The organism is Aequorivita capsosiphonis DSM 23843 (assembly GCF_000429125.1).
Classification (GTDB): Bacteria; Bacteroidota; Bacteroidia; order Flavobacteriales; family Flavobacteriaceae; genus Aequorivita; species Aequorivita capsosiphonis.
This window is the reverse complement of the sequence record NZ_AUBG01000001.1, coordinates 113,699-138,290: the sequence shown is the minus strand read 5'-3', so window position 1 is coordinate 138,290 and position 24,592 is coordinate 113,699. Positions and strand designations below refer to the sequence as shown.

The 24,592-nt window shown below is 35.2% G+C and carries 24 protein-coding genes; 2 read left to right on the top strand and 22 right to left on the bottom strand.

Annotation, left to right across the window (positions count from 1 at the left end; all coding sequences use genetic code 11):
- Positions 1-4: 4 nt before the first annotated feature.
- The 17 genes from G440_RS0100780 to tssD (G440_RS0100700) all read right to left on the bottom strand — a co-directional run bounded on the left by G440_RS0100780 (position 5) and on the right by tssD (G440_RS0100700) (position 16,326).
- Positions 5-892, bottom strand: coding sequence for a hypothetical protein (locus tag G440_RS0100780; RefSeq protein ID WP_026449552.1), 888 nt, complete (start codon positions 890-892; stop codon positions 5-7).
- Between the two features lie 11 nt (positions 893-903).
- Complete coding sequence (locus tag G440_RS0100775) at positions 904-2,025, bottom strand: hypothetical protein (protein ID WP_157417789.1); 1,122 nt, start codon at positions 2,023-2,025, stop codon at positions 904-906.
- Position 2,026: 1 nt separating this feature from the next.
- Complete coding sequence (locus G440_RS0100770; RefSeq protein WP_026449550.1) at positions 2,027-3,067, bottom strand: DUF2931 family protein; 1,041 nt, start codon at positions 3,065-3,067, stop codon at positions 2,027-2,029.
- Entirely contained in the window at positions 3,064-4,203 is a 1,140-nt protein-coding gene (locus G440_RS19180) for a T6SS phospholipase effector Tle1-like catalytic domain-containing protein (protein WP_483756928.1), read from the bottom strand. Before G440_RS19180 ends, G440_RS0100770 begins: the two co-directional genes overlap by 4 nt.
- Positions 4,204-4,457: 254 nt before the next feature.
- Positions 4,458-4,724, bottom strand: a complete 267-nt coding sequence (locus G440_RS0100760; RefSeq protein WP_026449548.1) for a hypothetical protein — start codon at positions 4,722-4,724, stop codon at positions 4,458-4,460.
- A gap of 76 nt (positions 4,725-4,800) precedes the next feature.
- Positions 4,801-5,823 carry a hypothetical protein gene (locus tag G440_RS0100755; protein WP_026449547.1) on the bottom strand — a complete coding sequence of 341 codons (1,023 nt, stop codon included), beginning with the start codon at positions 5,821-5,823 and terminating at the stop codon, positions 4,801-4,803.
- Between the two features lie 61 nt (positions 5,824-5,884).
- Positions 5,885-6,487 carry a hypothetical protein gene (locus G440_RS0100750; protein WP_026449546.1) on the bottom strand — a complete coding sequence of 201 codons (603 nt, stop codon included), beginning with the start codon at positions 6,485-6,487 and terminating at the stop codon, positions 5,885-5,887.
- 64 nt (positions 6,488-6,551) lie between these two features.
- A complete protein-coding gene (locus tag G440_RS0100745) occupies positions 6,552-7,616 on the bottom strand; it encodes a hypothetical protein (RefSeq protein WP_157417787.1) in 1,065 nt (354 codons plus the stop codon).
- Positions 7,617-7,620: 4 nt separating this feature from the next.
- Positions 7,621-8,286: a hypothetical protein gene (locus G440_RS0100740; protein ID WP_026449544.1), complete on the bottom strand. Its 666-nt coding sequence runs from the start codon at positions 8,284-8,286 to the stop codon at positions 7,621-7,623.
- A 4-nt stretch (positions 8,287-8,290) separates the two neighbouring features.
- Positions 8,291-8,491, bottom strand: coding sequence for a hypothetical protein (locus tag G440_RS0100735; RefSeq protein ID WP_026449543.1), 201 nt, complete (start codon positions 8,489-8,491; stop codon positions 8,291-8,293).
- A gap of 33 nt (positions 8,492-8,524) precedes the next feature.
- Positions 8,525-9,391, bottom strand: coding sequence for a hypothetical protein (locus G440_RS0100730; RefSeq protein ID WP_169718933.1), 867 nt, complete (start codon positions 9,389-9,391; stop codon positions 8,525-8,527).
- Positions 9,392-9,395: 4 nt separating this feature from the next.
- On the bottom strand, positions 9,396-9,998 hold the full coding sequence (locus tag G440_RS0100725; protein ID WP_026449541.1) for a hypothetical protein: 603 nt from the start codon (positions 9,996-9,998) through the stop codon (positions 9,396-9,398).
- A gap of 64 nt (positions 9,999-10,062) precedes the next feature.
- Positions 10,063-11,070, bottom strand: a complete 1,008-nt coding sequence (locus tag G440_RS0100720) for a hypothetical protein (RefSeq protein ID WP_026449540.1) — start codon at positions 11,068-11,070, stop codon at positions 10,063-10,065.
- Positions 11,071-11,127: 57 nt separating this feature from the next.
- A complete protein-coding gene (locus tag G440_RS20495) occupies positions 11,128-13,524 on the bottom strand; it encodes a DUF4280 domain-containing protein (RefSeq protein WP_051285049.1) in 2,397 nt (798 codons plus the stop codon).
- Between the two features lie 11 nt (positions 13,525-13,535).
- Entirely contained in the window at positions 13,536-15,323 is a 1,788-nt protein-coding gene (locus G440_RS0100710) for a type VI secretion system Vgr family protein (protein WP_026449539.1), read from the bottom strand.
- A gap of 92 nt (positions 15,324-15,415) precedes the next feature.
- On the bottom strand, positions 15,416-15,811 hold the full coding sequence (gene tssD / locus G440_RS0100705; RefSeq protein ID WP_026449538.1) for a type VI secretion system tube protein TssD: 396 nt from the start codon (positions 15,809-15,811) through the stop codon (positions 15,416-15,418).
- A gap of 125 nt (positions 15,812-15,936) precedes the next feature.
- The gene (gene tssD, locus G440_RS0100700) at positions 15,937-16,326 is read right to left on the bottom strand and encodes a type VI secretion system tube protein TssD (protein WP_026449537.1); all 390 of its coding nucleotides are present in this window, start codon (positions 16,324-16,326) and stop codon (positions 15,937-15,939) included.
- Between the two features lie 468 nt (positions 16,327-16,794).
- Here tssD (G440_RS0100700) and G440_RS19170 point away from each other — a divergent pair, with 468 nt between their 5' ends.
- Positions 16,795-17,196: a M48 family metalloprotease gene (locus G440_RS19170; RefSeq protein ID WP_051285047.1), complete on the top strand. Its 402-nt coding sequence runs from the start codon at positions 16,795-16,797 to the stop codon at positions 17,194-17,196.
- Between the two features lie 261 nt (positions 17,197-17,457).
- The gene (locus tag G440_RS19165; protein WP_034258716.1) at positions 17,458-18,024 is read left to right on the top strand and encodes a carboxypeptidase-like regulatory domain-containing protein; all 567 of its coding nucleotides are present in this window, start codon (positions 17,458-17,460) and stop codon (positions 18,022-18,024) included.
- A gap of 14 nt (positions 18,025-18,038) precedes the next feature.
- Here G440_RS19165 and G440_RS0100685 read toward each other — a convergent pair whose 3' ends face one another.
- The 5 genes from G440_RS0100685 to G440_RS0100665 all read right to left on the bottom strand — a co-directional run bounded on the left by G440_RS0100685 (position 18,039) and on the right by G440_RS0100665 (position 24,525).
- Positions 18,039-18,350: a hypothetical protein gene (locus G440_RS0100685; RefSeq protein ID WP_026449536.1), complete on the bottom strand. Its 312-nt coding sequence runs from the start codon at positions 18,348-18,350 to the stop codon at positions 18,039-18,041.
- Positions 18,313-19,077: a hypothetical protein gene (locus tag G440_RS0100680; RefSeq protein ID WP_026449535.1), complete on the bottom strand. Its 765-nt coding sequence runs from the start codon at positions 19,075-19,077 to the stop codon at positions 18,313-18,315. The genes G440_RS0100685 and G440_RS0100680 overlap by 38 nt, the downstream gene beginning before the upstream one ends.
- Before the next feature lie 86 nt (positions 19,078-19,163).
- Positions 19,164-20,465: an RHS repeat domain-containing protein gene (locus tag G440_RS0100675; protein ID WP_026449534.1), complete on the bottom strand. Its 1,302-nt coding sequence runs from the start codon at positions 20,463-20,465 to the stop codon at positions 19,164-19,166.
- 107 nt (positions 20,466-20,572) lie between these two features.
- Positions 20,573-21,499 carry a hypothetical protein gene (locus G440_RS0100670; RefSeq protein ID WP_026449533.1) on the bottom strand — a complete coding sequence of 309 codons (927 nt, stop codon included), beginning with the start codon at positions 21,497-21,499 and terminating at the stop codon, positions 20,573-20,575.
- Positions 21,496-24,525: a hypothetical protein gene (locus G440_RS0100665; protein ID WP_026449532.1), complete on the bottom strand. Its 3,030-nt coding sequence runs from the start codon at positions 24,523-24,525 to the stop codon at positions 21,496-21,498. The genes G440_RS0100670 and G440_RS0100665 overlap by 4 nt, the downstream gene beginning before the upstream one ends.
- Positions 24,526-24,592 lie beyond the last annotated feature (67 nt).

The window sequence follows — 24,592 nt, the reverse complement described above, 5'->3', positions numbered from 1 at the left end:
CTTTTTACCCTTGGTCTTCCAGTTTAAAGGTTATCGTTGTTTCTTTTTTATATAGGTCTGTAATGCTCATTTTGTAAGTTAATTTAGCTTCAATGATTAAACCTATTTCGGGACTCAACTCGTAACTTCCTTTATAATTGAAGTCTAAGGTATGTTGTGAGCCAGTTTCTATTGGAAAGCTGCCTAAAAAAGCATTCATTTTTGCCAATGGAAAATTTTCTGCTTCGGTGTCTAATTCTCCGGTAATTTCAAGTTTTGCTTCAGTAAAAGTGATATCCTGCTTGGTTATTTTCTTTTCTTCTTTAATTGGAACATTTATACTTCCCAAAGCATTCGCCAATATTTTCTGATCTTGTATGGGTGAATCTCCTTCAAAATCTCTATAAAAGATGTTGGCAAACATAAAGTTATAGAAATTATCGTTCAAAAACACGTTTTGTATTTCAGCTTCCTGTAATTGCCAGTCAAAATCGGCTGCCATTTCTTTTAAATCTGAATATGTGTGTAGGAGATCCATTTTAACATCTTCCCATTTATCTCTAATTTGTTTTGTATTTATAACTTTTAATAGTTTGTAGTTTTTATGTACACTTAGCTTTAGTACATCATTTATACTAGCAGCTTGGAGTGCAATCGTCTGAGCTTTGTTTAGCTTTTTTATGATTGTATTTCTTTCATTCAAAAAAAAGCGACGTTGGGTAGTCAGGGTGTATTGTAAGTTTCCTTCTTCGTCCATTCCGAAAAACTCTAGACTAAATTCCCAACCCATTTTTGTTGCAAGAGTTTTTTTGGCTTTGGTTTCGGTATTGCTAATTATAGCCGTATAGTTACGGGAAATACGTTGGCCGTTGAGCTTTAGTTTGCGGGTAATATGAAAGGTTTTCGTGTTCAATTTTTTTGAATCTAATAATTTTGTTTAAAGTAATCCTCTAAGGTGTTCTGAAAATCTAAAAGATTATTTTCTGCTTCTTTTATTATTTTTCCATCCTTATAAATTTTATAACTGCCATTGTTGTTTGTTGCTTCTTCCCAATAAATTCCTTCTTTTATTATTCCGTTTTTATCTGTATCTAAGAATGCTATCTCCAGCGATTCTTCCGTCATAATTTCTTCTTCTTCTTCGGAAGAAAGCTTTTCTAAAAATTGCTTTAAAAACTCATAAGGATCATTGCTATCTGAAGGAAATGTATAGTTGGAAAGAATAATGTTTTGAAGCATAGATAAATTGTCTTCATATATTTTCATGTCTAGATCATTTTTAAACATTAAACAATCAATGCGATCTTTGATTTTGAAAATACTAATATTACTATTGGGTTTTGGATTTTTAGGATTGCAATCGTTTAGATTGTTACTGGCTATAATAGTGTTGTTGGCTAAAACTTCAACCAACAGCCTGCCATTGTTCAATGAAAATTGAACCATAGAAGCCCTGTCTTTAAGATGTGAAAAAAGGATGTAATTTTCAGTCACTTTAAAAGTTAACCTATTGGCGTAATGAATTGCAAATACGTCAATCTTTACTTCTACAATTTTTCCGTTGTTATATTTTTTGGCGAAATACCCATGTTTTAATCTACCTAGTATTGCTCCATCAACTATTTCGCCGTTTTTAAATGTTGACTTTATATCCAATACTGTTTTCCCACTTTCAACGTACTCATAGTTTATTTCTTCCCTTTCTTTCTGTTCCTCTCCTTCTATATTCTTAAAAATATCAAATGAATACTGATTGGTTTTTATACCATCTTTATAAAAATCTACCCAAAATATTTCTCTTTCACTAATTTTGAAATACCCGTTAAAAGGATTGTTTTCCTTGTAAAAGCCTTGGTAAAATTCTTGTGGGTTATCTGGAATTATAAATGTACTGTCAGCCACTTCTGTTTTGACTTCAGAATTTAAGCTAGGTGTTACAGAAATTTTCGAAGCTTTTTTTATTGAATCGTTTTTGCTATTAGGAAGCTGTTGCGCAGAACAGAAAAGCGTCATAAGTAATGATATGAGGATAATGCTATTAGACATTTTAATCAGTTTTTGAATAGATTTTTATTTTGGCCTTTATTAGTTCAATTTCATTTTCATTATTGCTCAAAATCATTTTTATGGTATCATTAAAGCGACCGATCTGAGCTGTTAATGTTATGTTTTGATTGACGCCAGTAAAAAGTGTTTCGAAAGCTTTTATCGTTTCCTTCTCTTCAAAAAGAATTTTCGCAGCAATTAGATTATCGTCTTTATCCCTCCATTGGATTCGAGTAGATGAAGGAACCGCCCAATTATCTAATAGTCTTTTTATATTTTTCGTGAAGAATTGAACATCCTGTTCTCCATTGAGCATATTTACACGTGCCTGCTCAGGTTTAAAATCTTCTTGATGAGTTAATGCTATTTTCCAATTGTATTTTTTTCGATATTCATGCCATCTTTGATAAGGGATATTTCCTGCCTTGATTTCTTGTAATACTGAATCTTCTACTTGTTCTTTAAGTATCATCTCTGTAAAATCCTGTTGGTTTAGAGATGTAGTGGGTATCATTTCTTTGAAATCTATTTCTACAACTTGACCTTGTCCTGAGTAAACTTCTATTCTATTTGAGGTTCCTACTAACCAAATTACAATAAAACCTCCTGGAGCAATTCCATAACTTATTGTATTAAAAGTTTCTTTATTATAGGTTCGAGGGTTTACGTAACCTTTATCAAATAAAGAGTCTATTTTTTGAATTGGTAAATCAATTTCTATTTTATAATATTTTTTTTCCGACAAAGAAAACCAAGATGATGATAATTTTTGAGGTAAGGATTTTATGTCCTCACCTGAAATATATACAGAACCAATATTTTCCCAACCATAATATATTGTTCGCTTATCAGGTGTTTTGATTAATGAGCCATCTGCACCAGTAAAATAACTTTTATAAATATATACGGGATAATTTTCGGGGGCAGTGTTAGTGGGTGTCCATTCGTACATTTTCATAGTCGTATTATTTTTTTGCTGACATGATCCTTGGAAAAAGGAACATGTAATTATCAAAACTATTATTTTCAATTTATTTTTCATCCAGGAATTATTTTTCTATAACGTTCTCTACTCCAAAATTTTCGTCGTGGTCCCATAGTGATGCTTTGGAATTGTGCTGAGAAATGTAAAAAATCTTTACGTATAGGAAGCAACAAAAGCCTATCTTCTTCATCATTAAAATCCAATGGTTTACCTTTATTAAAAACATAATCTTCTATCCTCTTTTTTATAGCACTGAGATTAGATGGAATTGAATAGACACTTTTTAATGACTCTGCTTTGACGGGAAGTCCTTTCTTGATTGTAAAATCTGCCATAATAGAAAGCGGAATATGTGTGTAAGCATTCGATAAATTTCGAGTTCCTTGAATAATAGTTGGGTTCATCCCATGCCTGTCCCATTGAACTGTTTTCAATTGTTCTGGAGAATACCAACCTTGTTCAATTACAAAATCACGCTCATAATACGCAAATTTTCGTTTCTCTTCCTCACCATCATTATAACTGCCTCCTAAATCACCATGGACACCTGGTAATGTAAACTCCTTACCTCTCCCTGATTGTATTGCACTTCTAATATCAGTAAGAGAAAAGTTCTTCCTGTGTTCGTCTGCAGCCGTAAGATGTAAAGTGAATTTTGCTTTCCTTATAGCGTCCAATCCCAGGGCTTTAGTATCATTATCATAACTGAAAATAACTCCTGCTCCATGTGATGAAACGGTATCATAAACCCCCACGAAACGCACAACTAACATCCTTATAGGAATACCGCTCTTTTTAAGTTCTTTACCCAAATGGCCATATCTTGGCTTTTCAGGTATCGTCGTTGGTATTGCGGTACCGCCTCGGGTAAAGGTGTAAACTACTTTTTCAGCTTCATATGCTTTGCTCACCTCGAACACCAAATTTCTTGCAGCTGCAGCACCCCTACTAAAACCAAAAACGTCAATAGTTAAAGTACTTATTTCTTCTATTCCTTCATTACTCGCCTTATTTACTAAAGAAATACATGCTTTTTTTACTTTTGCTTCAATTCCAGTTTTGCCTGTTCCAAAGCCTCCACCGCGTGTATCGTCCTTTTTAAAATCTTCGGATCCAATACCTTCTATATAAATTGAGAAAGTAAGTAAACTTTGATTGTTTTGACCCTCGTAAAAAGGTTCCATAGAAGCAATATTACTATAATAGTTTTCAAAGCTCGCAACATCATCATTTATATATCTTGCGGCTAAAGATGCATCGTGCGCCCTTCCTGCATTTGTCTTCTTAGTCCACTCTGCGGGAATTAGATTTTCCCTCCAAGATTCATTTTTATCCAGGTCGGTAATATCCTTATATTTCAGTCTTCGGTTTAGATGATAGCCGGGAATGGTCAGGATGCCGCCATAACCGCCGCTTTTTTAAAACATTCAAAAGTTTCAACAAATTTCTACTTGGGGTCAAAAATTCTAAACATTAGCCAAGGTGTAAAAAAACCAAAAGCAAATCCGAGTATAAATCCAATAATAGATCCAATAATTAGTATTAAGTAATTACCGATCGGCCCTGCAAGATTTCCCGGATTCCCATCTGGCTCAATCCAAGATAAATTGGCAAAAATCATAGCAAAGCCAAATGCAAAAATAATTGCTGTTAACGTTTGAATAAAGACTCTAAAAAGATAACTAGTTTTTCGTTGTTTTGGATAATCATTCATTTTTTACGTTTTGTTTATTTTTTAAAGTCATAGCTACATTTAATATATAGTATTAAAAAATTGAGTTTTGGCTAAATTATTTCTCATCCGGCAAAAAGCTCCGTCTTTTCCTTACCGCTTCTTGGCTCTCCTTTTGTTTCTGCATTTTTTCCTTTTCTAGCTCTTTAGCTTCCTGTTCTTTGTATTGCGGTGTTTCCTTATAGTTTTTTGGACGGATCACGTACATTCCACCAACCTGCTCGGGGTGGATTTCGTTTGGCTCTTGGATGATAAAAAGCACATCTTCCCTACCACCGAGTTCCTTGGGGATTTTATAAAGTTTCATTTCGGGATCGCGGAAGGAGGCAAAGCGTTTTATCTTTAGGGTATCGCCGCCCGGCATATAAATATCGAAATACCACCAACCCGCCGAATAGTTAAAGGCATCACCGCGATCGGACTTCTCAAAAAAGGTGGAGGTGTATTTTATTTGTTTTATCAAGCTGGTGTCACGCTCTACCGGTGGAACATATAGATCAGGAAATTGGTCTTTGAGCTCTACCATACGGACGTCTTGATCTTCTTTGGGCGGGTATTGTTTCTTTATATCTAATCCCAATTCTTTCGATTTTTTAAAAGCCTCAACTACATACCATTTATCTTCTATTTTAAAATAATAATCAGTCATATATATATAGACATATTGAGCATTGGCATATAGTTCTTTGAATTTTTTATACCATTCTGCCGAATCATTTTCTTCATTATTGGTTAGTGGTTTTAAGTATTCATATTTAGTGGTATCTCCATTAATGATCCAGTTTACGGAATACTTCCAGTCCCATATAGTACCATCTTTTAAGATTCTGGCGGTCATTTTTAATTTTTCTGATTGGTTGCCCAATAAATCTATTTTCAAGGTTTCGAAAGTGTTTTCAGCTTTATCGTTTGATTTATAGTAGGACTTTATTACAATTTTTTTGGAAATTGAATCGTATTGTTCATATTTTGCCGTGTTTTTTTTAGAAATTATTTCTATAATTTCATAATTTTTATTGCCAGAATATTCCGAAATAACTTTATATTCTTTTTGATCAAATTGGGTTTCCTGGGGTTTCATTTTGCAGTTTATAAAGAGTAAAAAGGTGCATATTATTAAAAATTGTTGCTTTTTCATAAACTTATTGTTTAGGTGGTATAGCTGGTTTAGCGACACGGGTATTGTCCCGCTTTATTTCCATGTCTTTTAACAATTGTTTATTAATTTCATTTTTCGCATCGCTACCAAGCAATTTTTGAATTCGTTGCATTTCCTTATCGCTTTTAGAAGGTTCGTGATATAATTTTTTCTCAGCTTCTTTATTTCCATCGACATATGCTTCCAAAACGTTAGTAACATAAGCATTTTCAGAAATATTTGTGTCGATTAGCAATTCTCTTCCGTCTTCTTCAACATATTTTTTTTCTTTAATACGAATATCTTCTGAGGACATTGAAACAATGTCCTCCGGGTCACCATACTCCACTCTATAAAACCGATCATTTCCCAATTTCTTAAGTCGGCCCCAAATATTTTCATCGCCAAGGGCGTCTTTAAAGTCTTTTGTCTTTAGGAGCTTATCGTCCAGAATAAACTCTACTGGGCTAAAGTGGGCGTAGAGATCTGCTTCTTGGATGCGGCCGTAAGAGTAAAGTGCGTGCCTGTGGAGTCTTTTGGCTTTTATTTTATCACTGCGATATTCAAGATATTTTTTAACGGGGAAAAGATAATCCAGAAAGGTCATGTTTTTTGATACTACAAATTGGTTAAAATTGCTATAGGCATTGCCCCAGTCTGTGGCGACGCTTTTATTCCTCCGGCAAAAAGTTCCGTCTTTTCCTTACCGCTTCTTGACTTTCTTTTTGTTTCTGCTTTTTTTCTTTTTCCAATTCCTTCGCTTCCTGTTCTTTATATTGTGGGGTTTCCTTATAGTTTTTTGGACGGATTACGTACATTCCACCAACCTGCTCAGGGTGGATTTCATTGGGCTCTTGGATGATAAAAAGTACATCTTCCCTGCCACCGAGTTCCTTGGGGATTTTATAGAGTTTCATTTCGGGATCGCGGAAGGAGGCAAAGCGTTTTATCTTTAGGGTATCGCCGCCCGGCATATAAATGTCGAAATACCACCAACCTGCGGAATAGTTAAAAGCATCGCCACGGTCCGACTTCTCAAAAAATGTAGAGGTGTATTTTATTTGTTTTATTAGGCTTGTGTCACGGTCTGCAGGAGAAACATATAGATCAGGAAATTGGTCTTTTAGCTTGACCATACGGACGTCCTGGTCTTCTTTGGCAGGATATTGTTTGCGAAAATCCATAGGGCTTTCCTTTAAAGTATCGGCCACTATGAACCATTCATTATTTATTTTAAAAAAATAATCGCTACTGAACAAATAGACATAAGACGCTTCTTCATAGAGTGATTTAAACTTCTTTATCCATTTGTTAAAATCCGTTTTTTCAGCGGAGTTTAATGGATCTTTATACTTGTATGATGCAGTATCACCATTAATTATCCAATTGTTATATTCGTTTGTATACCATAGAGTTCCGTCTTTTAAAATAGTGTAAACAGGTCCTTGGTCATATAGTTCTCCGAAAAGAGAGATTTTATATCGGTGATTTATGCTTTCATCATTTTCTGAAGCATAGGATTTTCCAAAAATATTTATCTTTTTCTCATTCTTATCTAATAAAAGTTCTGAGATAATAAAATTATTTTGTAAGATTATCCCAACTTCATACAGCTCTGATTTAAGATTTTTATCTAATTCTAAATACTCTTTTACGTTTATTTCTTTTTCTTGTGGTTTCATATTGCAACTTAAGAGAATTAAAAAAATACTTAATATCATTAAATGATTTTTCATAAATTTAATTTTTTAATGGCACTGATGGGGGCGCGACCCGTGTATTATCTCTTTTTACTTCCATATTCTTTAGTAACTGGTTGTTAATTTCATTTTTAGCATCGCTACCAAGTATTTTTTGAATACGTTGCATTTCCTTATCACTTTTTGTGGGTTCGTGATATAGTTCTTTTTCCGCATTTTTGTCAGCGTCAACATATGTCTTTATGACATTTTTTACATAGTTATTATCTGCAATTGAGGTATCAATATATTTTTTAATATTTTTGGTGTCTTCGACGTATTTTTTGTCTTCTATACGACGATCCTCATAAGCCATTTCTTTACCATCTTTATTCTTCGGATACTCCACTCTATAAAACCGATCCCCGCCCAATTTCTTAAGTCGGTCCCAAATATTTTCATCGCCAAGGGCATCGTTGAAATCTTCGGTCTTAAGGAGTTTGTCGTCTAGAATAAACTCTACTGGGCTAAAGTGGGCGTAGAGATCTGCTTCCTGTATTCGGCCGTAAGAGTAAAGTGCGTGCCTGTGGAGTCTTTTGGCTTTTATTTTATCACTGCGATATTCAAGATATTTTTTAACAGGGAAAAGATAATCCAGAAAGGTCATGTTTTTTGATACTACAAATTGGTTAAAATTGCTATAGGCATTGCCCCAGTCTGTGGCCACACTTTTATTCCTCCGGCAAAAAGCTCCGTCTTTTCTTTACCGCTTCTTGGCTTTCTTTTTGTTTACGTTCTTTGTCCTTTTCCTGTTCCTTCGCTTCCTGTGCTTTGTACTGTGGAGTTTCCTTGTAGTTTTTTGGACGGATCACGTACATTCCACCAACCTGCTCAGGGTGGATTTCATTGGGCTCTTGGATTATAAAAAGCACATCTTCCCTACCACCGAGTTCCTTGGGGATTTTCTAGAGTTTCATTTCGGGATCGCGGAAGGAGGCAAAGCGTTTTATCTTTAGCGTATCTCCGCCCGGCATATAAAGATCAAAATACCACCAACCGGCAGAGTAGTTAAAGGCATCGCCACGATCAGACTTTTCAAAGAACTTGGAAATGTATTTAACCTGTTTTATAAGGATGGTGTCGCGCTCTGCCGGTGGAAGATATAGATCAGGAAATTGGTCTTTTAGCTCGAGCATTCGAACGTCTTGGTCTTCTTTTGCAGGATATTGTTTGGGAAAATCTTCTGGTTTTTCTGCAAATTTTGCTTTCATAAAAAACCACTCATTGTTCTCCCCTTTTAAATAATAGAAACTACCATCCCTATAGACATAACTTGCTTTTTGGTACAATTCTTCGAATTTTTTCTTCCATTTCTCGAAATTTGTTTCGCTGTTTTTGTATTCATATGGATCATTCACTTTATTATTTGTAAATGCATCTGTATATTTATACTTGGTAGTATCACCATTAATGATCCAATTAGAATAAAAATCGAAACCTTTCAATGTACCATCACTGAGAGCACCTGCATTGGTAAGACCATGCTCCATTATAACTCCGAAAGCAGAAACCTTCAATCGTTTTGATTGGCTATTTTGTTTATCAGCAGGATTCGTTTTTCCAGGAACTATTATCTCATTATTCTCTTTGTTTAAATATAATTTTAATGTTTCAAATTCTTTTGAGAATATTGTAGAAATTCCATAGTTTTCACTTCCGTGATGGTTGTAGGGTTCATGATATTCTTTAGTGTCAATTTGATTTTCCTGTGGTTTCATTTTGCAGCTTATAAAGAGTAAAAAAATGCCTAATATTAATAGATGATTTTTCATAACTCTATTTTATGTGATATATAAGAGGTTTAACTACTGTTGTGTTATCGCGTTTAACTTCCATATCTTTTAATATTTGCTTGTTAATTTCATTTTTCGCGTCGCTACCAAATAGTTTTTGGATGCGCTCCATTTCCTTATCACTTTTAGTGGGTTCGTGATATAATTGTGCTTCTGCATTTTTGTCTCCGTCAACATAGGCCTTTATAACATTGGCAACGTAAGCATTTTCTGCGATGCTCGTCACAATCATCCTTTCTAAACCCTTGCCTTCAACATAATCTTTTTCTTTGATTCTTTTTTGTTCCGGAGATGGTTCATCATCGGTTTCATTCCTTTTATATTGCACCCTATAAAACCGATCCCCGCCCAATTTCTTAAGTCGGTCCCAAATATTTTCATCGCCGAGGGCATCTTTGAAATCTTTTGTCTTAAGGAGTTTGTCGTCTAGAATAAACTCTACTGGGCTAAAGTGGGCGTAGAGGTCGGCTTCCTGGATACGGCCGTAAGAGTAAAGTGCGTGCCTGTGGAGTCTTTTGGCTTTTGTTTTATCACTGCGATACTCAAGATATTTTTTAACGGGGAAAAGATAATCCAGAAAGGTCATGTTTTTTGATACTACAAATTGGTTAAAATTGCTATAGGCATTGCCCCAGTCTGTGGCGACGCTTTTATTGCTCCGGTAAAAAGCTTCGTCTTTTCCTTACCGCTTCTTGGCTCTTCTTTTGCTTCTGCTTTTTTTCCTTTTCTAGCTCTTTAGCTTCCTGTTCTTTGTATTGCGGGGTTTCCTTGTAATTTTTGGGACGGATCACGTACATTCCGCCTGTCTGCTCTGGATGGATCTCGTTCGGCTCTTGGATAATAAAAAGAACGTCGTCTCGGCCGCCAAGTTCTTTTGGAATTTTGTAGAGCTTCATCTCCGGATCGCGGAAGGAGGCAAAGCGTTTTATTTTTAACGTATCGCCGCCCGGCATATAAATATCGAAATACCACCATCCCGCGGAATAGTTAAAAGCATCGCCGCGGTCAGACTTTTCAAAGAACTTGGAAATGTATTTAACCTGTTTTATAAGGATGGTGTCGCGCTCTGCAGGTGGAAGATATAGGTCAGGAAATTGGTCTTTTAGCTCGAGCATACGGACATCTGAAAATTTTTCAGGATACTTTTTGTTGAATTCACTGTTAGCTATTTTATTGTAGCCTAATTTGTGCCATTTGTCTTCAATCTTAAAATAATACTCCCCTAAACCCGAATATATATATATGTCGCTAGCTCTATTATATAGTTTTAAAAATGTTTCGAGCCACTTATCAGAATCTTTTTCCTCCTTTTTGGTTATCGGTTTTACATAAACATATTGAGTTGTGTCTCCATTAATTACCCAATTGGAGAATTTATCACTTGTCCAGTCTGTGCCATCTTTTAAGATTCGATTTGTATTGAACTTATCAACTTTATCTCCTAAAACATTTAACTTTAAAGCATAAGCAATATAATCTGCATCCAAAGGATCATAAAATGCTTTCACGATTAAATTCTTATTTATTGATTCATAAAGAAAATATTTTATTCCGTGGTCTTTATCAACTAACTCTCTAATCTCATAATTGATGCTTGCAGAATTATTAGATAATTCCTTATATTCTTTTTCGTTCATTTGTTTTTCTTGTGGTTTCATTACACAGTTTACAAAAGTTAAAAATATGCTTAGAATTAATAGTCGATTTTTCATTGATTATTTTATTGGAGGTATAGGAGGTGTGACCACACGAGTATTATCGCGTTTAACTTCCATATCTTTTAACAATTGTTTATTAATTTCATTTTTCGCATCGCTACCAAAAAGCTTTTGGATACGCTCCATTTCTTTATCACTTCTAATTGGTTCGTGATATAATTGTTCCTCTGCACTTTTGTCGCCATCGACATAAGCTTTTAAGACGTTTGTAACGTATTCATTTTCAGAAATACTCGTCATAATCATTCTTTCTAAACCCTTGCCTTCTACATACGTTTTTTCATTCATTCGCTTTTCTTCCTCCGACATTTCATTTGGATCTTTATCATACTCCACCCTATAAAACCGATCTCCGCCCAATTTTTTAAGTCGATCCCAAATATTTTCATCGCCAAGGGCATCTTTGAAATCGTCGGTCTTTAGGAGTTTGTCGTCCAGAATAAACTCCACTGGGCTAAAGTGGGCGTAGAGGTCGGCTTCCTGGATACGGCCGTAAGAGTAAAGTGCGTGCCTGTGGAGTCTTTTGGCTTTTATTTTATCACTGCGATATTCAAGATATTTTTTAACTGGGAAAAGGTAATCCAGAAAGGTCATGTTTTTTGATACTACAAATTGGTTAAAATTGCTATAGGCATTGCCCCAGTCTGTGGCCACACTGCGGTAATCTTCCCAAGGATCGATACGCACGCCATCATCCTCGGTGGGGTCTTCAACCGCTTCTAAACGAGGAATCGCGGCATAGGGCGGAATAACCAGCGACCCGCCAGCTTCTAAGTTGATTATCTCCTTGCCTTGTACTGTGGGATAATCTTCTGGAATAGCTTTGGCAAAAAATTCGACACTATAAAGCGTATTATCTGGTATTGGATTACAAGCACTACTTATATAAGGTATATCCCCATCCACGGAAACGAGATCGCCTCGGTCATTGGTAAAGGTAAATTGTACGGCACGTTCAGCAAGCGCCTGGAAATCTGTAATTTCCCACAGATGTTCATAAATGCCACGTTTATGTCGCAGCTTGTGATATTTGGGATCAAAAAGTTCTGATAACCCATTGAGGAATCCCTCAACTTTTTTATCTTCTTTTAAGAAGGGAGAGTTAATATAACCGTCCCAAAAGTTTTTATTCACGCCGTAATATTTAACTTTCGCATTTATGTAAGCTTCATATTCCTCTTCCCATAAATTTTTTGGTTGGTGTACGCCCAAATAAATTAAGTTTAAAGGTATCTGTTCCCATTCCTTCTCCTTCGCATATTTTAAAATACCTAAAGCGATCCCAACGCCAGGTGCGTTTCCTTGACTGTGCATTACAATAGTGATGGGTCTATAATTTGGGGAATCACTTTCAATATAGGGTTGTTCTTCCTTTCCATCATCCACTTCTGTTTTGGTCTTAATATGCCAATTGTGTTTAGCCCAATGGTATCCCAAGGCTATTCCGTGATCTATACGGTGGGCAGCATTTGACCCTAGCCCGTGGGAGCCGTTTACAAAATGCTCATTATGCGCTGCATTAAAATATTCGGCATAATTTTCTGTAGCCTTCATTTTATTACCTAGTTTGTTCCAATAGCCCCAATAAAGATCTTTTATTTCTTTTTGTGTTAACTGGGGAATTGGCTTCAAGTCAGAAGACTTATCAATATATTTAGGTCCCCATTTAACGTATGGTATTTTTATGTGCAATGGTGGCATCGGTATAGACGGAAAACCTGTTATGGGAAATGGTACAGTAGTTTCCATATATTCGATTCCTTTTGGAACCTTGAATGGCAGCTTATAGGCTTTATTTTTTCTATCGGCTTCTATTTCGGCCTCAGTCATGTTATTTATTTCGTCTAGCTGAACATCGGTTAAATAGTCTTTTTCATCAATTCTATTCGCTTCATTTGTATTGTGTGAGCGAAACCATTCTGGTTTATCCTTGTCTGGATGGATATCAAAAATGGCATTGAGTCTTCCGCCCCATGCCGGACTAAAATACCCATTAACAAAAATTATCTCTCCCTGCAGTTTTGCGTATTTTTTATCAAGTTCGGTTTCTTCCTTACCTGTTCCCGCCAATTTCTGGCCTGAATTTTCTACCGTTATTAAACCTCCCTTATTACATTGTATCTGGGAGTCGTCCATTATAAAAGACTTTTGTCCCCTAGCACTTTTTTTGCTTGTGAATTGCCATTCCTGCAAAGCGGGCTGGCAAGGTGGGTTTTGCGAATTGCAACTACAGGTACCAAAAAAGGGAGGCTCAAAGAGTTTATCGTCCTTTGTAGCTTGTAACTTGTTTTTTATAGTCAGTTTGCTTTGGGAAGTGACTTTAATTTTTCCAGGTGCTGATCCTAAGGTACATTTTAGCTGTCCTGCTTCCGTTAAATAATATCTTCTTGCCATAATCTTTCTTTTTAATCTCCGTAATCTACTTGTTCTCCACTTTGCAAGGTCAGTTTTCCTTTGCTGTCCAATAGCATTTTTCCGCTGTTGGTCTTTATGAGTACATCATTGGCGATGTGTTCCATCTTTTTGGATTGCACAGATTTCTTTTCATTTATTTCCTCCGTACTCTGGTTAGCAGAAATTTTATGATGTTCATGAATAGTTTCTGTTTTGTTCTTACCAACGTCAATTTCCATATCCTCCTGCACATTAAATTTCATATTCTTTGCGTTGAATTCCATAGTTTCAGGAGCAGAAATAGTAATGTTCTTTGTGGCGGTATTAAAGTGGATGATATTTCCCCCTTTATCGCTTATAGTGATGGATTCTCCACCGTTACTGTCATTTAGTTCAATGGTATGTCCACTACGGGTACGAATGGCCTTAATATCGTTCATGTCTGTTTTCCAACTTGCAGGTCTATGACTGCCGTGATATAGCGAACCCATAACATAAGGTCGCTCCGCATTTCCACCCTCAAAACCTATTAGCACCTCTTCGCCGTTTTCAGGGATAAAGTGAAAACCTTTATCGCCACCTGAATGTGGGGTAACAATTCGCAACCAAGGAGAGATACCGCCAAAGCGTTTTTGCCAAGCAAATTGTACTTTTATTCGTCCCATTCCTTCGGGATCTGCATTTTCCATAACTACTGCGGTCTGAGTTTCGCTTCTGGGAATGGCGTGAAAATTTGTGTGCGGATATACATCCATCTCTGCACTTACGGCCTGAAAACTGTTTTGGTAACGCCCGTTTTCATTACCGGTGTGGGTTACTTGTGTGATTCTATAGCTGCCGTAATGTTCGTCTTCGCCTATAATTTTAATCACTTTTCCAATGGCAACTCCAGGATTGTCACTGCTTCCTTTTAAGATTACCTGTCTTTGATCGGCAGCTTTTTTCTGTTGTTCCACTTGTTTGTCCAATCGGCTTTTGGATTGTGGATCGTTATAGCCGTTTATAAATACATTGGTTTCTTTAGCGTACATCTTTGCGGCCCGCTCGCTGGCAAAACCGTTAAATCCACTGGCGTTGGCAATTTCAGAGGTTTTCTTTTGGTGCTGGTCGTTTACCAGATAATCATTGGTGAAATAATTAAAGTTGTTGGGCTGCGGATTCAGTTCCATGGAAAACTCCTGTAGATCGTGACCGTAGGTTAGGGGAGTGGCTTCGCCATCTTCTGGCTTTCCGAAGATTAGTTTTTTACCATCATAGTAAAACCATTCGCTGTATTGCGCCGCCAATCGGGCAGCATATTGCCACGAGCTTTCGTTGTTCTGGACGGAGTAGTGGAGGGGAGCATTGTTTTTGGGAGCAATGACTGTTTCCATTTTGGATTGATCGTAACCTGCAAAAGTATGGTTGATGATTTCCTGTAGGCTAACATCATTGTGAGAGGCGTAGTGAGGACCGTCGTCTGCGATTATTGTACCACTATGACCACCGATCACAACCATGTCGCCCCCTTTATGATTAAAAGCCTTGAGGCTGTTTACAGATGTTACCACCCCTTTAAATTGGAGTTCCTTATAACCGGAAAAAGCCCCAACGGACATTACCTGGGCAGAAAAGGATTCGCCCAAAAAGTTTTTTGTTTCTTGTGCAAAGCCGCCCCCCGTTATTTTTTCCAACACATCCATACGGCATACCAATTCAAATCTGTGGTGGGTGCCAAGGTATTGATGCAAGGTAAATTCCTGAAAAGCTTGTATGGGATTGCCCGCTATGTATATTTGAATGTCGCTCTGTAGTGCCATAACTTATTTTTTTATTTATTTATTCTAAGTAGCTTTTGAATAAAATTGTTTTCTATTAAAGAGATTCTATATTCTAAACTAAAATGATTTTTCTAAATTTTATTTGGCCAATTATTCTTAAAAGAAGTCCCCTTCACTTTTATTTCTTCCGCAGAAATAAGTAAAAATATCTTTAAAGGTTTATTATCCACAGCGTTAAAGCTTTCGGTATATTCAATACAGTGCGCGCCGTTGAACTCAATTTTCTTGAGGCCACTCATAGTATCCCGTCGATAAAAAGTTATGGTTCCTTTTTTGGTAAGGTTGGGTTGGATCATCCATTCCAGAAAGTCAGTTTTTGCGGTACCTTCTATAAGCAAGCGCATTTGTCCGCCGCGAGGCTTTTCGCTTGGACGACCAGTATAATCAATACCTTGAGTGAATGTGAAGGAGCAATCTAGTAGGTTTAGCTCCTCACCATCTAAAATGAGAGTTGAGAGAAAAGACATAGTGATATGTATTTAAATAGGTTTGTTAACTAAGCTTGGGATAAAAAAAGGGGAGCGCAATTTGCGCTCCCCTTTTAATATTAGGAACATTGCGTTTAGTTGCAATGCATTAAGTATCGAATGGTTTATTTTGGCCAATCGTTCACATGCTCGCCAGTACCCATAGAAATTGAACGTGCCGAGATAACCAATGACTCATTCATTGGATTACCATCTGCGTGGTCAAAAGTTTCTACATACTTAACCATATAGCCTTCGGTAAATTTAAGTTCCTTAGCTGTGGCCTCGTTGTCTCGTTTTAGGAATTTTACCGATCCATCACGGCGTTCGAAGTTGTTAAACATCCATTCAGCAAGACTCGTATCTTCTGTAGATTCTACTCTTAACTTTAGACGTCCACCGCGTGTTACGGAAGATGGTCTTCCGGTTGCATCAGTTTCTTGAAAGAGATCGTAACTACAATCTAGTACGTTGTACTCTTTTCCGTTTAAGTGTAATTTTGCTTTAAATGACATAATAATTCGTTTAAGTTAATTAATGGCAATATCGCCTTATAAATATTAAATATGTTTTAAAGATATCAAACTAAATGAGACTAAGAGCTTCTGCAAATTAAAATTTGCTCTGCACGCGCAGCCAAATGTTTGGAATGTATTGTCATTAAAGGGATTAGGTAGGTGTGTTAAATTTTCGTTATATTATCTCTGTTCAACGATAAAAACGGTATTTCAGCGTTTTTTAGGTAGAAATTGGATTGTTGTTTTCTACAAAAATCTATGGTTCTCTGTCTTGAGTTAACTCGCTTTTGTAATTATAGCCCCTTTCCCCATTGTTAAACTGACATATTCTATATAAATCGACATTTTCGTCTTCAACGCTCAGTAATATGAAGAGGAATGCATTCAGTTTCGAATAAAATAGTCCTAAATCAATCCTGCACATCCTTATCTTTAGAGATGGATTCAATACTGTAGGTATATCCTATGCATTCTGTTTTTGCTATCTTGGAGATAATTGGCTATGTAAGATTAGGACATTCGAAAGAGCGTTACCGAGCTGCGTATTCAATTTCTGCAGCTAAAGATGCCGCTTCTGCAAACAGCGGTGCTGGAAGAATAATTGCCGATGGCGAAATGGGCGATTTTATGGAAAATCTGTTAAACGTTCAATTTTCTCAAAGCAACGAATCGACAGCAGATAGCTACGGATTTGATTTTATGGTAAAACACGGTTATGATTATCATGCAATGGAAGGCGCTTTCCAAAAACTGGCAGATTTAAGCGGAGACGGTGGAAAAGGTTCTATGATGTCTTCACACCCAGGTTCAGCAAAAAGAGCAGAAAATGCAAAGTTAAAAGCTGAAAAACAGGATAAGAAAGGATAGATTTATTCTTACTCATATTTTAATCTTTTCCGTGCTAATTCCCCGAGACTCTGCCTCGCATTGTTTTTTTTTGGAATTTGGAGTTTTATTTTTTTGGTTCCGATAGCTATCGGAATTAATACCTCGTGGCCTCTGCCTCGAGGTATTTTATTTGAAAGCTCCTTTCATTGGTATTGAAAGGAGCTTTATTGTGAAAAGAAAGGCGTAAATTGATGGAGATTAATTGAAAGTGTGCTTTTTAATGACTTAATTAAGGTAGTTATGAAATTAAATCGAACAAAATATTTCGTTTTTATTCTTTTGGTTTTTGTTATGCTTACCGGCAACGCCCAATCAAAATCTATAACCGGATATGTTAGAGATTCCCGAACTTGGGAAACGCTTGCAGATGTGAGCGTGGAATTGGCTGCTAAAAACCCGTTTAGTACCGAAGGATTTTCCAATGTTCCTAGGGAGCTTAAAACGGATAACACTGGCTGTTTCACGTTTGAAGGATTGCCCGAGGCAGATTTTGAACTTACAGTTTATTATAGGTTTGCAGATATCGGTACCCGAGAGATAATTACAGCGGTTTCTACCTTTGACGAAAAAGTAACACAACTAGAAATGTATTTGCCTAAAAAATGTGAATTCCATACCTCGGCAAATAGTACAGGTATCTGCCCCATTTGCAATAAGAAGGATGCAGTCTTAAAAATTCTTTACAGAATGCCGAATCAAGAATTGTTTGAGAAAGCCGAAAGGGGAGAAGTGGCTTTGGGCGGCTGTGAGATTGATGATTATTGTCAGGCTAAGTGGCGTTGTATGCGGGATTCTTTTGATTTTTAATGAATAAGATTAATTTATTGATCTAGCGTAGAACGAATAATCAACGATTGATCTATATGTACTTTGGTGTTCTTATCATCATCATCAATAAAATTATTTTTTTCAATAAATATTTGGGCATAGTCTGAGCTCCATTCATCAGTGCAATCAAACTGGCAAAGAGGTTGCAAGGAAACTGGTTGATAATTGTCGTCCAGATATTTTATAACTTTTTGGGTTAGGGGAGTGTTGTTGTTTACAAAAGTTACGTAGGGTTTTTTTAAAACTGGAATTTTTCTTCCTGTATTTTTATTCTTCGACAGAAGTTTTTTGAATAATGATATCATCATCAGGATTTCCATCACCTTCTATGACAATAATTTCAAGCTCATCAGGATCAGTTGGTTTTTTTTCCTCTTCTTTTTCTTTTTCGACCTCGTCTTGGGCGTTAATTTTGTAAGAACGAACTATTTCACGCTCCATATCTTCGATTGTATAATTTCGAAGATAATGGTTTAATATAAAAATGGAACTTAGTCTAACATCGCTGTTTTCAAAAAAATCTTCAGATAGTTCTTTTCTATATAAATCTGGTATCGTTTCAATATCTTGCCATTTTTCGGGAATATTTCTAGAGGCCATTTTTTGTTGGATTTCGCTATATAAAGACATGAATTCCTTTACTTTGGTCTTCTCAAATTTTTCTTTTGTAGTTGCCTCACGCATACAATTGTCTGTCGCCGTTAAGGCATCATCAGATCCTTTAAAATTGTTTTGGAATATTTCTGCAAGCTTTTGTTTACTTCTATAATATGGTTCGGCTGCGTTATTATATTCGGGTTGATACATACAAAATAGCTCTTTGTAACTGCTAGCACTGCTATCTTTCAAAAGATTTGAAGCTATTAGCTCATTCTCCATCGCATCATAAGCATTCGGATTTTTATAAAAACTTGTCTCAAAACAAGATTCAATTACAGAATTTTCAGTTTCTGACTTTTGACCACAGGCGGTTATGCTTACTGTTATGAGAATAAACCAAAGACTGGTTTTGATTTTATTAAATGATAGCATGGTTTTGGTTTTTTAATTATTTTGGCAGCTGTTTTTTTACAAAAGACTTCTTAAGGTATGGTGTCAATTATAAACTTTCATTTTACTTAATAATATTCAATTTTACGTTTAATTAGTGTATTCCATTTGCTTTCAATAATGCCGCCAAATTCATCATAAACATATTTGTAATCGTTAAAAACTTGATTGTTAGCTTCTTTTGATCTTTTGTAATTCAAAAGTCTTCCCAGGTTGTCATAAACATAAGTTTCAATCCATTTACCATCTTGGGTATGTATAGATTCTATTAAATGATTTTTTGCATCATATTTCATCTCAGTAACACTATATAGTTGTTTTTCACCAAACGACGGTATTTTATAGATTGTTTTTTTAATAATATTATCTTTATTATCATACTGAAAGATAGTTTCAAAAATATCCGAGAAATAATAATCATCTGTTCTATGGCTTATTAATAGCCCTCTATCATCATATACCCAATTTGCTTTTTTTATTTTGTTGATTTCTCTATTTGTAAATATTTCTTCTGTCAACAGATTTGATTTAGTATACTTATAATCAATTGAAAATTCATTTGTTGTAAAATTTTCAAGTTGATTGTTTTTTCCATATCTAAATGTATGGCGAAAAATAGTGTCTGAATCAGTCATATCTATTTTTTCTTCCAATATTCTATTTCCAAATATGTCATAATTAAAAGTATACAATAACAAAAATTTACTTCCTAGATTTTCTATATATACTGTTTGAATCGTCGGGTCTACTACATTATTTTGTTCATTAATTAAAGAAGAGTCATAGCTATATTTTTCAATTTTAATAATCTTGTCATTATTGTTATATGTGTAATGTTTATTGTAATCATCTACTTTTTCTTCAGATTCCAACTTATTGTTCTGGTTATATTTAAATATATATTTTACATCTAACTCATATTCATTGTTGGTGTATGAACTTAAATCATATTTCTGATATTCTATTATGTTTTTATTTTCGTCGTATTCTACAAGTTCTTTAGTGTTACTGCCATTAACTAGATCATAATAGTGGACCTTTTCTACAACATCTCCATTAGTGTTGAATTTGTAAATATTTTTATATTCTAATTCATTGTTTCTATCATAAATGCTCTCTTCAATTTTCTTCGGAACTTTTTTTAATTGTAACCAATGTAATTTTTGATATTTCCCTGTATTTAATCTTGTATCAAGTTTATCTCTCCAATATTGATTGTTAGATAGTGTAACGTCATTAAAATCTAACTCTCTTTTCATTTCAACAGATGACCAATAATTGTAGTCAAACTTATTTGGAAGGTCAACCTTTAAATTTTGCCCAAATATTGGTATTGAAATTAAAAATAATATTAGTTTTATTTTTTTCATAATTACAATAATTTATTAAAATTACCCGAATACTTGATTTATCAATTGATTTTCAAGCTTTTAATATGGAAATTGACTGTTGCGCATATTGGTTGAGTTTAGATTAGTTAGAACTTAGCGATTCCGTAATCGACTATAAGACGTATAGGTTTTAATGTGTGAGAGCCTTTTGGCATAAATAAATAAACTCTGTTGGTATATAAAGTATTTTCTTCTTTATCAACAGCCAACAAAGCACTTTCCCCACGAAATTCTTTATCTATTCTTTCTAAACTTACCAATTTGCCATTGCCAGAGATTCGCATTTGATAATGTTCCAACGGAAGTAAGTTACCTCTTTGATCAGCAAACCCTTCTCTAATATTTTCATCATATTCAGCCCATTTTTTTTGATAATAATTAGAAATTACAAACTCCTCATAACCCTTTGCATTTTCTTCTATAAACTCATCGACCTTTCCAGTATTTAGAAGCTGACGCAGTTGTTCAAATTTGGCAACCGTCAATTTCATTAATTCCTTTTCATCCATTTTGGTCAAATCTTCACCATTGGACCAACCTTCTAACGTGTAAGGTACTTCAGCTTCAAACTCCCAAGTGTTCTCATAATAATAGGGTTTAGGAACGGAGGTTTTTGGGAATTCAAGCGCTTTGAGCATCGCTTGATTTTCCTCATTTTCATCTGTCGTAAATATCTCCATTTTCATTCGTTGAAACGAATCGTCGGGGATATTTGGATTTTCTCTATAAGTGCGATCAATTAAACGTATGGTCTGTTTTCCTGAGCTTAATATATACTCATTTAAATATTCCAAGCCAGAAACAGGGCCAGACTCAATATTGTTTGTGATCTTGACATCATTGATATAGATCTCGTAAGACATAAATAAATTGTAATTCAAATAGTATTGTGTTTTGGAAATTTTACTTTTGTAATTCATAGTATCATTTAAATTAAAAGTCTTGTCTTTTTCTGGGCCTTTGCAACTTATCATAATAATAGTTAGCACAATCAATACTGTTTTTTTTATCATTCGTATGTTCCTTTGTTTTTTAATACATCAAAAGTTTTATCTAAAGCTGGTACAATATCGTAAGTAGATGGTTTTTTATTTTTCTTACGACCAAATGTAAATTTAATCCAAACCGTAACCCCAGAAAAGTAAAAATCTGTTGTAAAGTCATTAGATTTTCCGAAGTTTTTACTCAAAGTTAGAGAGACCTCGGATGTTGCTCCAGCTGCAATACCAGCACCGGCTATTTCCTTCATTTCTTTGTCTTTTTCTTCGGGAACAATACCTTTTGCAGCTTTTACGATACCTTTTAATTTAATCCCAAACTCAAAGGTAATATCTAGTCTTAGTCGTCCTGTAAGTCCAATATCAACAGACTCAAACTTCTTACTCGCAAAATTATATTTAATGTTAGCAGGGGCGTATGAATTTTCAGCTTTTTTTTCACCCACCAATATAATTTCTGCGGTTAGCTTGACTTCAATTTTATATTCTGCTTCAACTTTTCCTCCTGAACAAAATTCCAATAAAAAAGCAGCAATATCTAAGGCATCGATGATTGCTCCCCAAGGTTTAAATTTACTTCCCAAAGCAAGGACATCAAGAGTCACATCTGCTGCAATGATTGGATTTGCAATAATTTTTCCTTCTAGTTCGTAACCTACTTTGTAACCTTGAGTTGCCCCATAACCAATGCCAACTCCAAAACCAACTGCAGGTGCATGAAGGGTAAAAGACATGGGCAGTTCATTGAGTCTTTTTAACAGCCCAGGTTTTGCAACCTTCTTCAATCTTTCACTTTCTATTGCGGCGTCCGTAACGCCTAATACACTGTCCATTTTATCCTTAACCCAAACAATAGGGGATAGCATTCCTCTAAATTTCTCTGCAAAGGTATCGCCAATAATTTCTTTTTTACCGCCGCTGTATTCGCATTCTACAAATAATTTAAAGTCTGTTAAGTTTAAATTAAGTTCTCCGCTTAGTTCTGCCGAAATCTTTTTCTTAATTGCTGCATCTCTTTTTTTCTTTATATTACCAGACGGATCATCTGAAAGAATTGGAAATTGCTCTCCTTTGGATTGAGACTTATTATAATAATCCAACATACCGTTCGTATTCTCATAATATAATGGATCTTTAATGTTGTAGTTAAAGTTTATGGCCCATTTCATATCTGGATATACTCTTATCTTTGCAAGCTGATTGGGATATCTACACGTACCAATAGGAATATAATAGGATTGAAATACATTTTCATTTTTCACCACTTTTAAAAGATATTTGATAAGCCACGCTTTTTCAATGATACTCATCGCTCCTCCTTTCAAAAAAGTAGCATCTTGCGCCAAGAAATTTAATATTCGATTATCATAATTTTTATTATAGAGGTATTCAATTTCTAATTCTATCCCATTTTTCAATGGCTTGTAATCGATTCCTTGACTTGAAATATCTATTGTTTTATCACCAGCATCAATATTTGTATCACCTGTGGTTACCATTCGATTCTCCGGGAAGAGTATATATGCTTGTTGCATATTAAAAACATCCTCAATGGTATTGTGTAGGAACTCTTCTTCTTTTTTATGCTTGACCTTTTTTGTTTTTACTTTTCCGTTCCTAATTCTACGTCTGGTGTTAATACCCAAACAAACTGGCGGCTTTTCTCCACTTGCTTGATAGGACTGAATTTCCAATCCCTCGGCCTTGATTGTTATTTTCTCTTTAGTGTCTCCGGCAACTATACCAAACACAAGATCTGTATGATCAATCACTCTGTTGGTCTTGGCATATTCGTCGAAAAGAACGTACGGCTCCATCCTACTTTTATGTTCTATGGTGATTTTTGAATATTTACAGGGCTCTGTTTCCATTGAGACATATTCAATATCGCCAACAACGGCAAACATATTATTTTTCTTTGCTTCATATTGGTCGAGTATAACATCCATAGTTTCATACCGTACCTTAAAAGTAACTTGTTGGTCTTCTAAAACTTGACCGTCTTTGGTAAGATACTCATCCAAAACAGTTTTTTTGTAGTTACTCGCATTATGGATGCCGCGATTAACATCTCTACCTTCAAAGAACCACCAGTATTCATATTTACTTGCAGCCTCGTCTTCTGAGGTAAAGGTTACAGTAACTTCTTCATTATTGGGTGATACTGCATTAAATTTATTAGTGAATTTAAGAATACCGCTGTTGCTTGGGTTTTCATTAGCGCTTATAAGATATCCATTTTCATCTACAGATCCTTTTACGGCATCTTCATTTGCATAAATTGTAGTTTTTATTTTTGCATAGTATTCTTTTTCTCCTTTAGTATGATTTGCATTATCCCTCCATTTTTCATCAATTATAAAGTCCAGTTCGGTAATAGTATTTACAGTAAATTTACCATTAATAGTTTTTTGGTAAAATTGAAGTGGTTCGGTGGTAATCTCTGAATCATTTTCTCGATCCCAAATTGTAACTTCAAATAACGCAAAATTGTGGTAGGGTTTTGTATAATCGGGGATAAGGTGGGAAAGCACATATAATTTTAAACTACTCTTGTAAGTATATACTTGGCTTGTGCCAGCCTCTCCTGGATATTTGTACGCATCTTTAGACTGGGCAAAATACGCTGATAATATTTGTGGCTTATCTATAGTGGCTACATAATGCCCTCTTTCTAATGTGGGTACTTCTCTAAATGCTTCAAAATAATAGATGGTTCCTTTTAGTATTATGTCATCTTGACCTATTTTGGTGGAGACTCCTTTACCGATAACATATTGTTTGAAGATACCATACTTATCAATTACTTTATCGGCATTTTTTGAATCCCATTCTCCCCATTCCTCAAATTTTTGTCCAGATAATATTTTTTTTGCCGCCTCAATATATTCAGTAGCTATCCATACCCACCGTGGCTCTGTATCTGATTTTACCGTGAGCGATCTTTCCTCTCCTTTCTTCACTACCATAAGTTTGCTGTTATCGCCTACGGTAATTTCGTTGGTTCCTTGGGATGCTACTATAATTATATCGTCGTTCATAATGATATTGTATTGTGATGGGCACTTATTTTGTTTTAAGAAAAAACACTTAATTATATAGATTTGT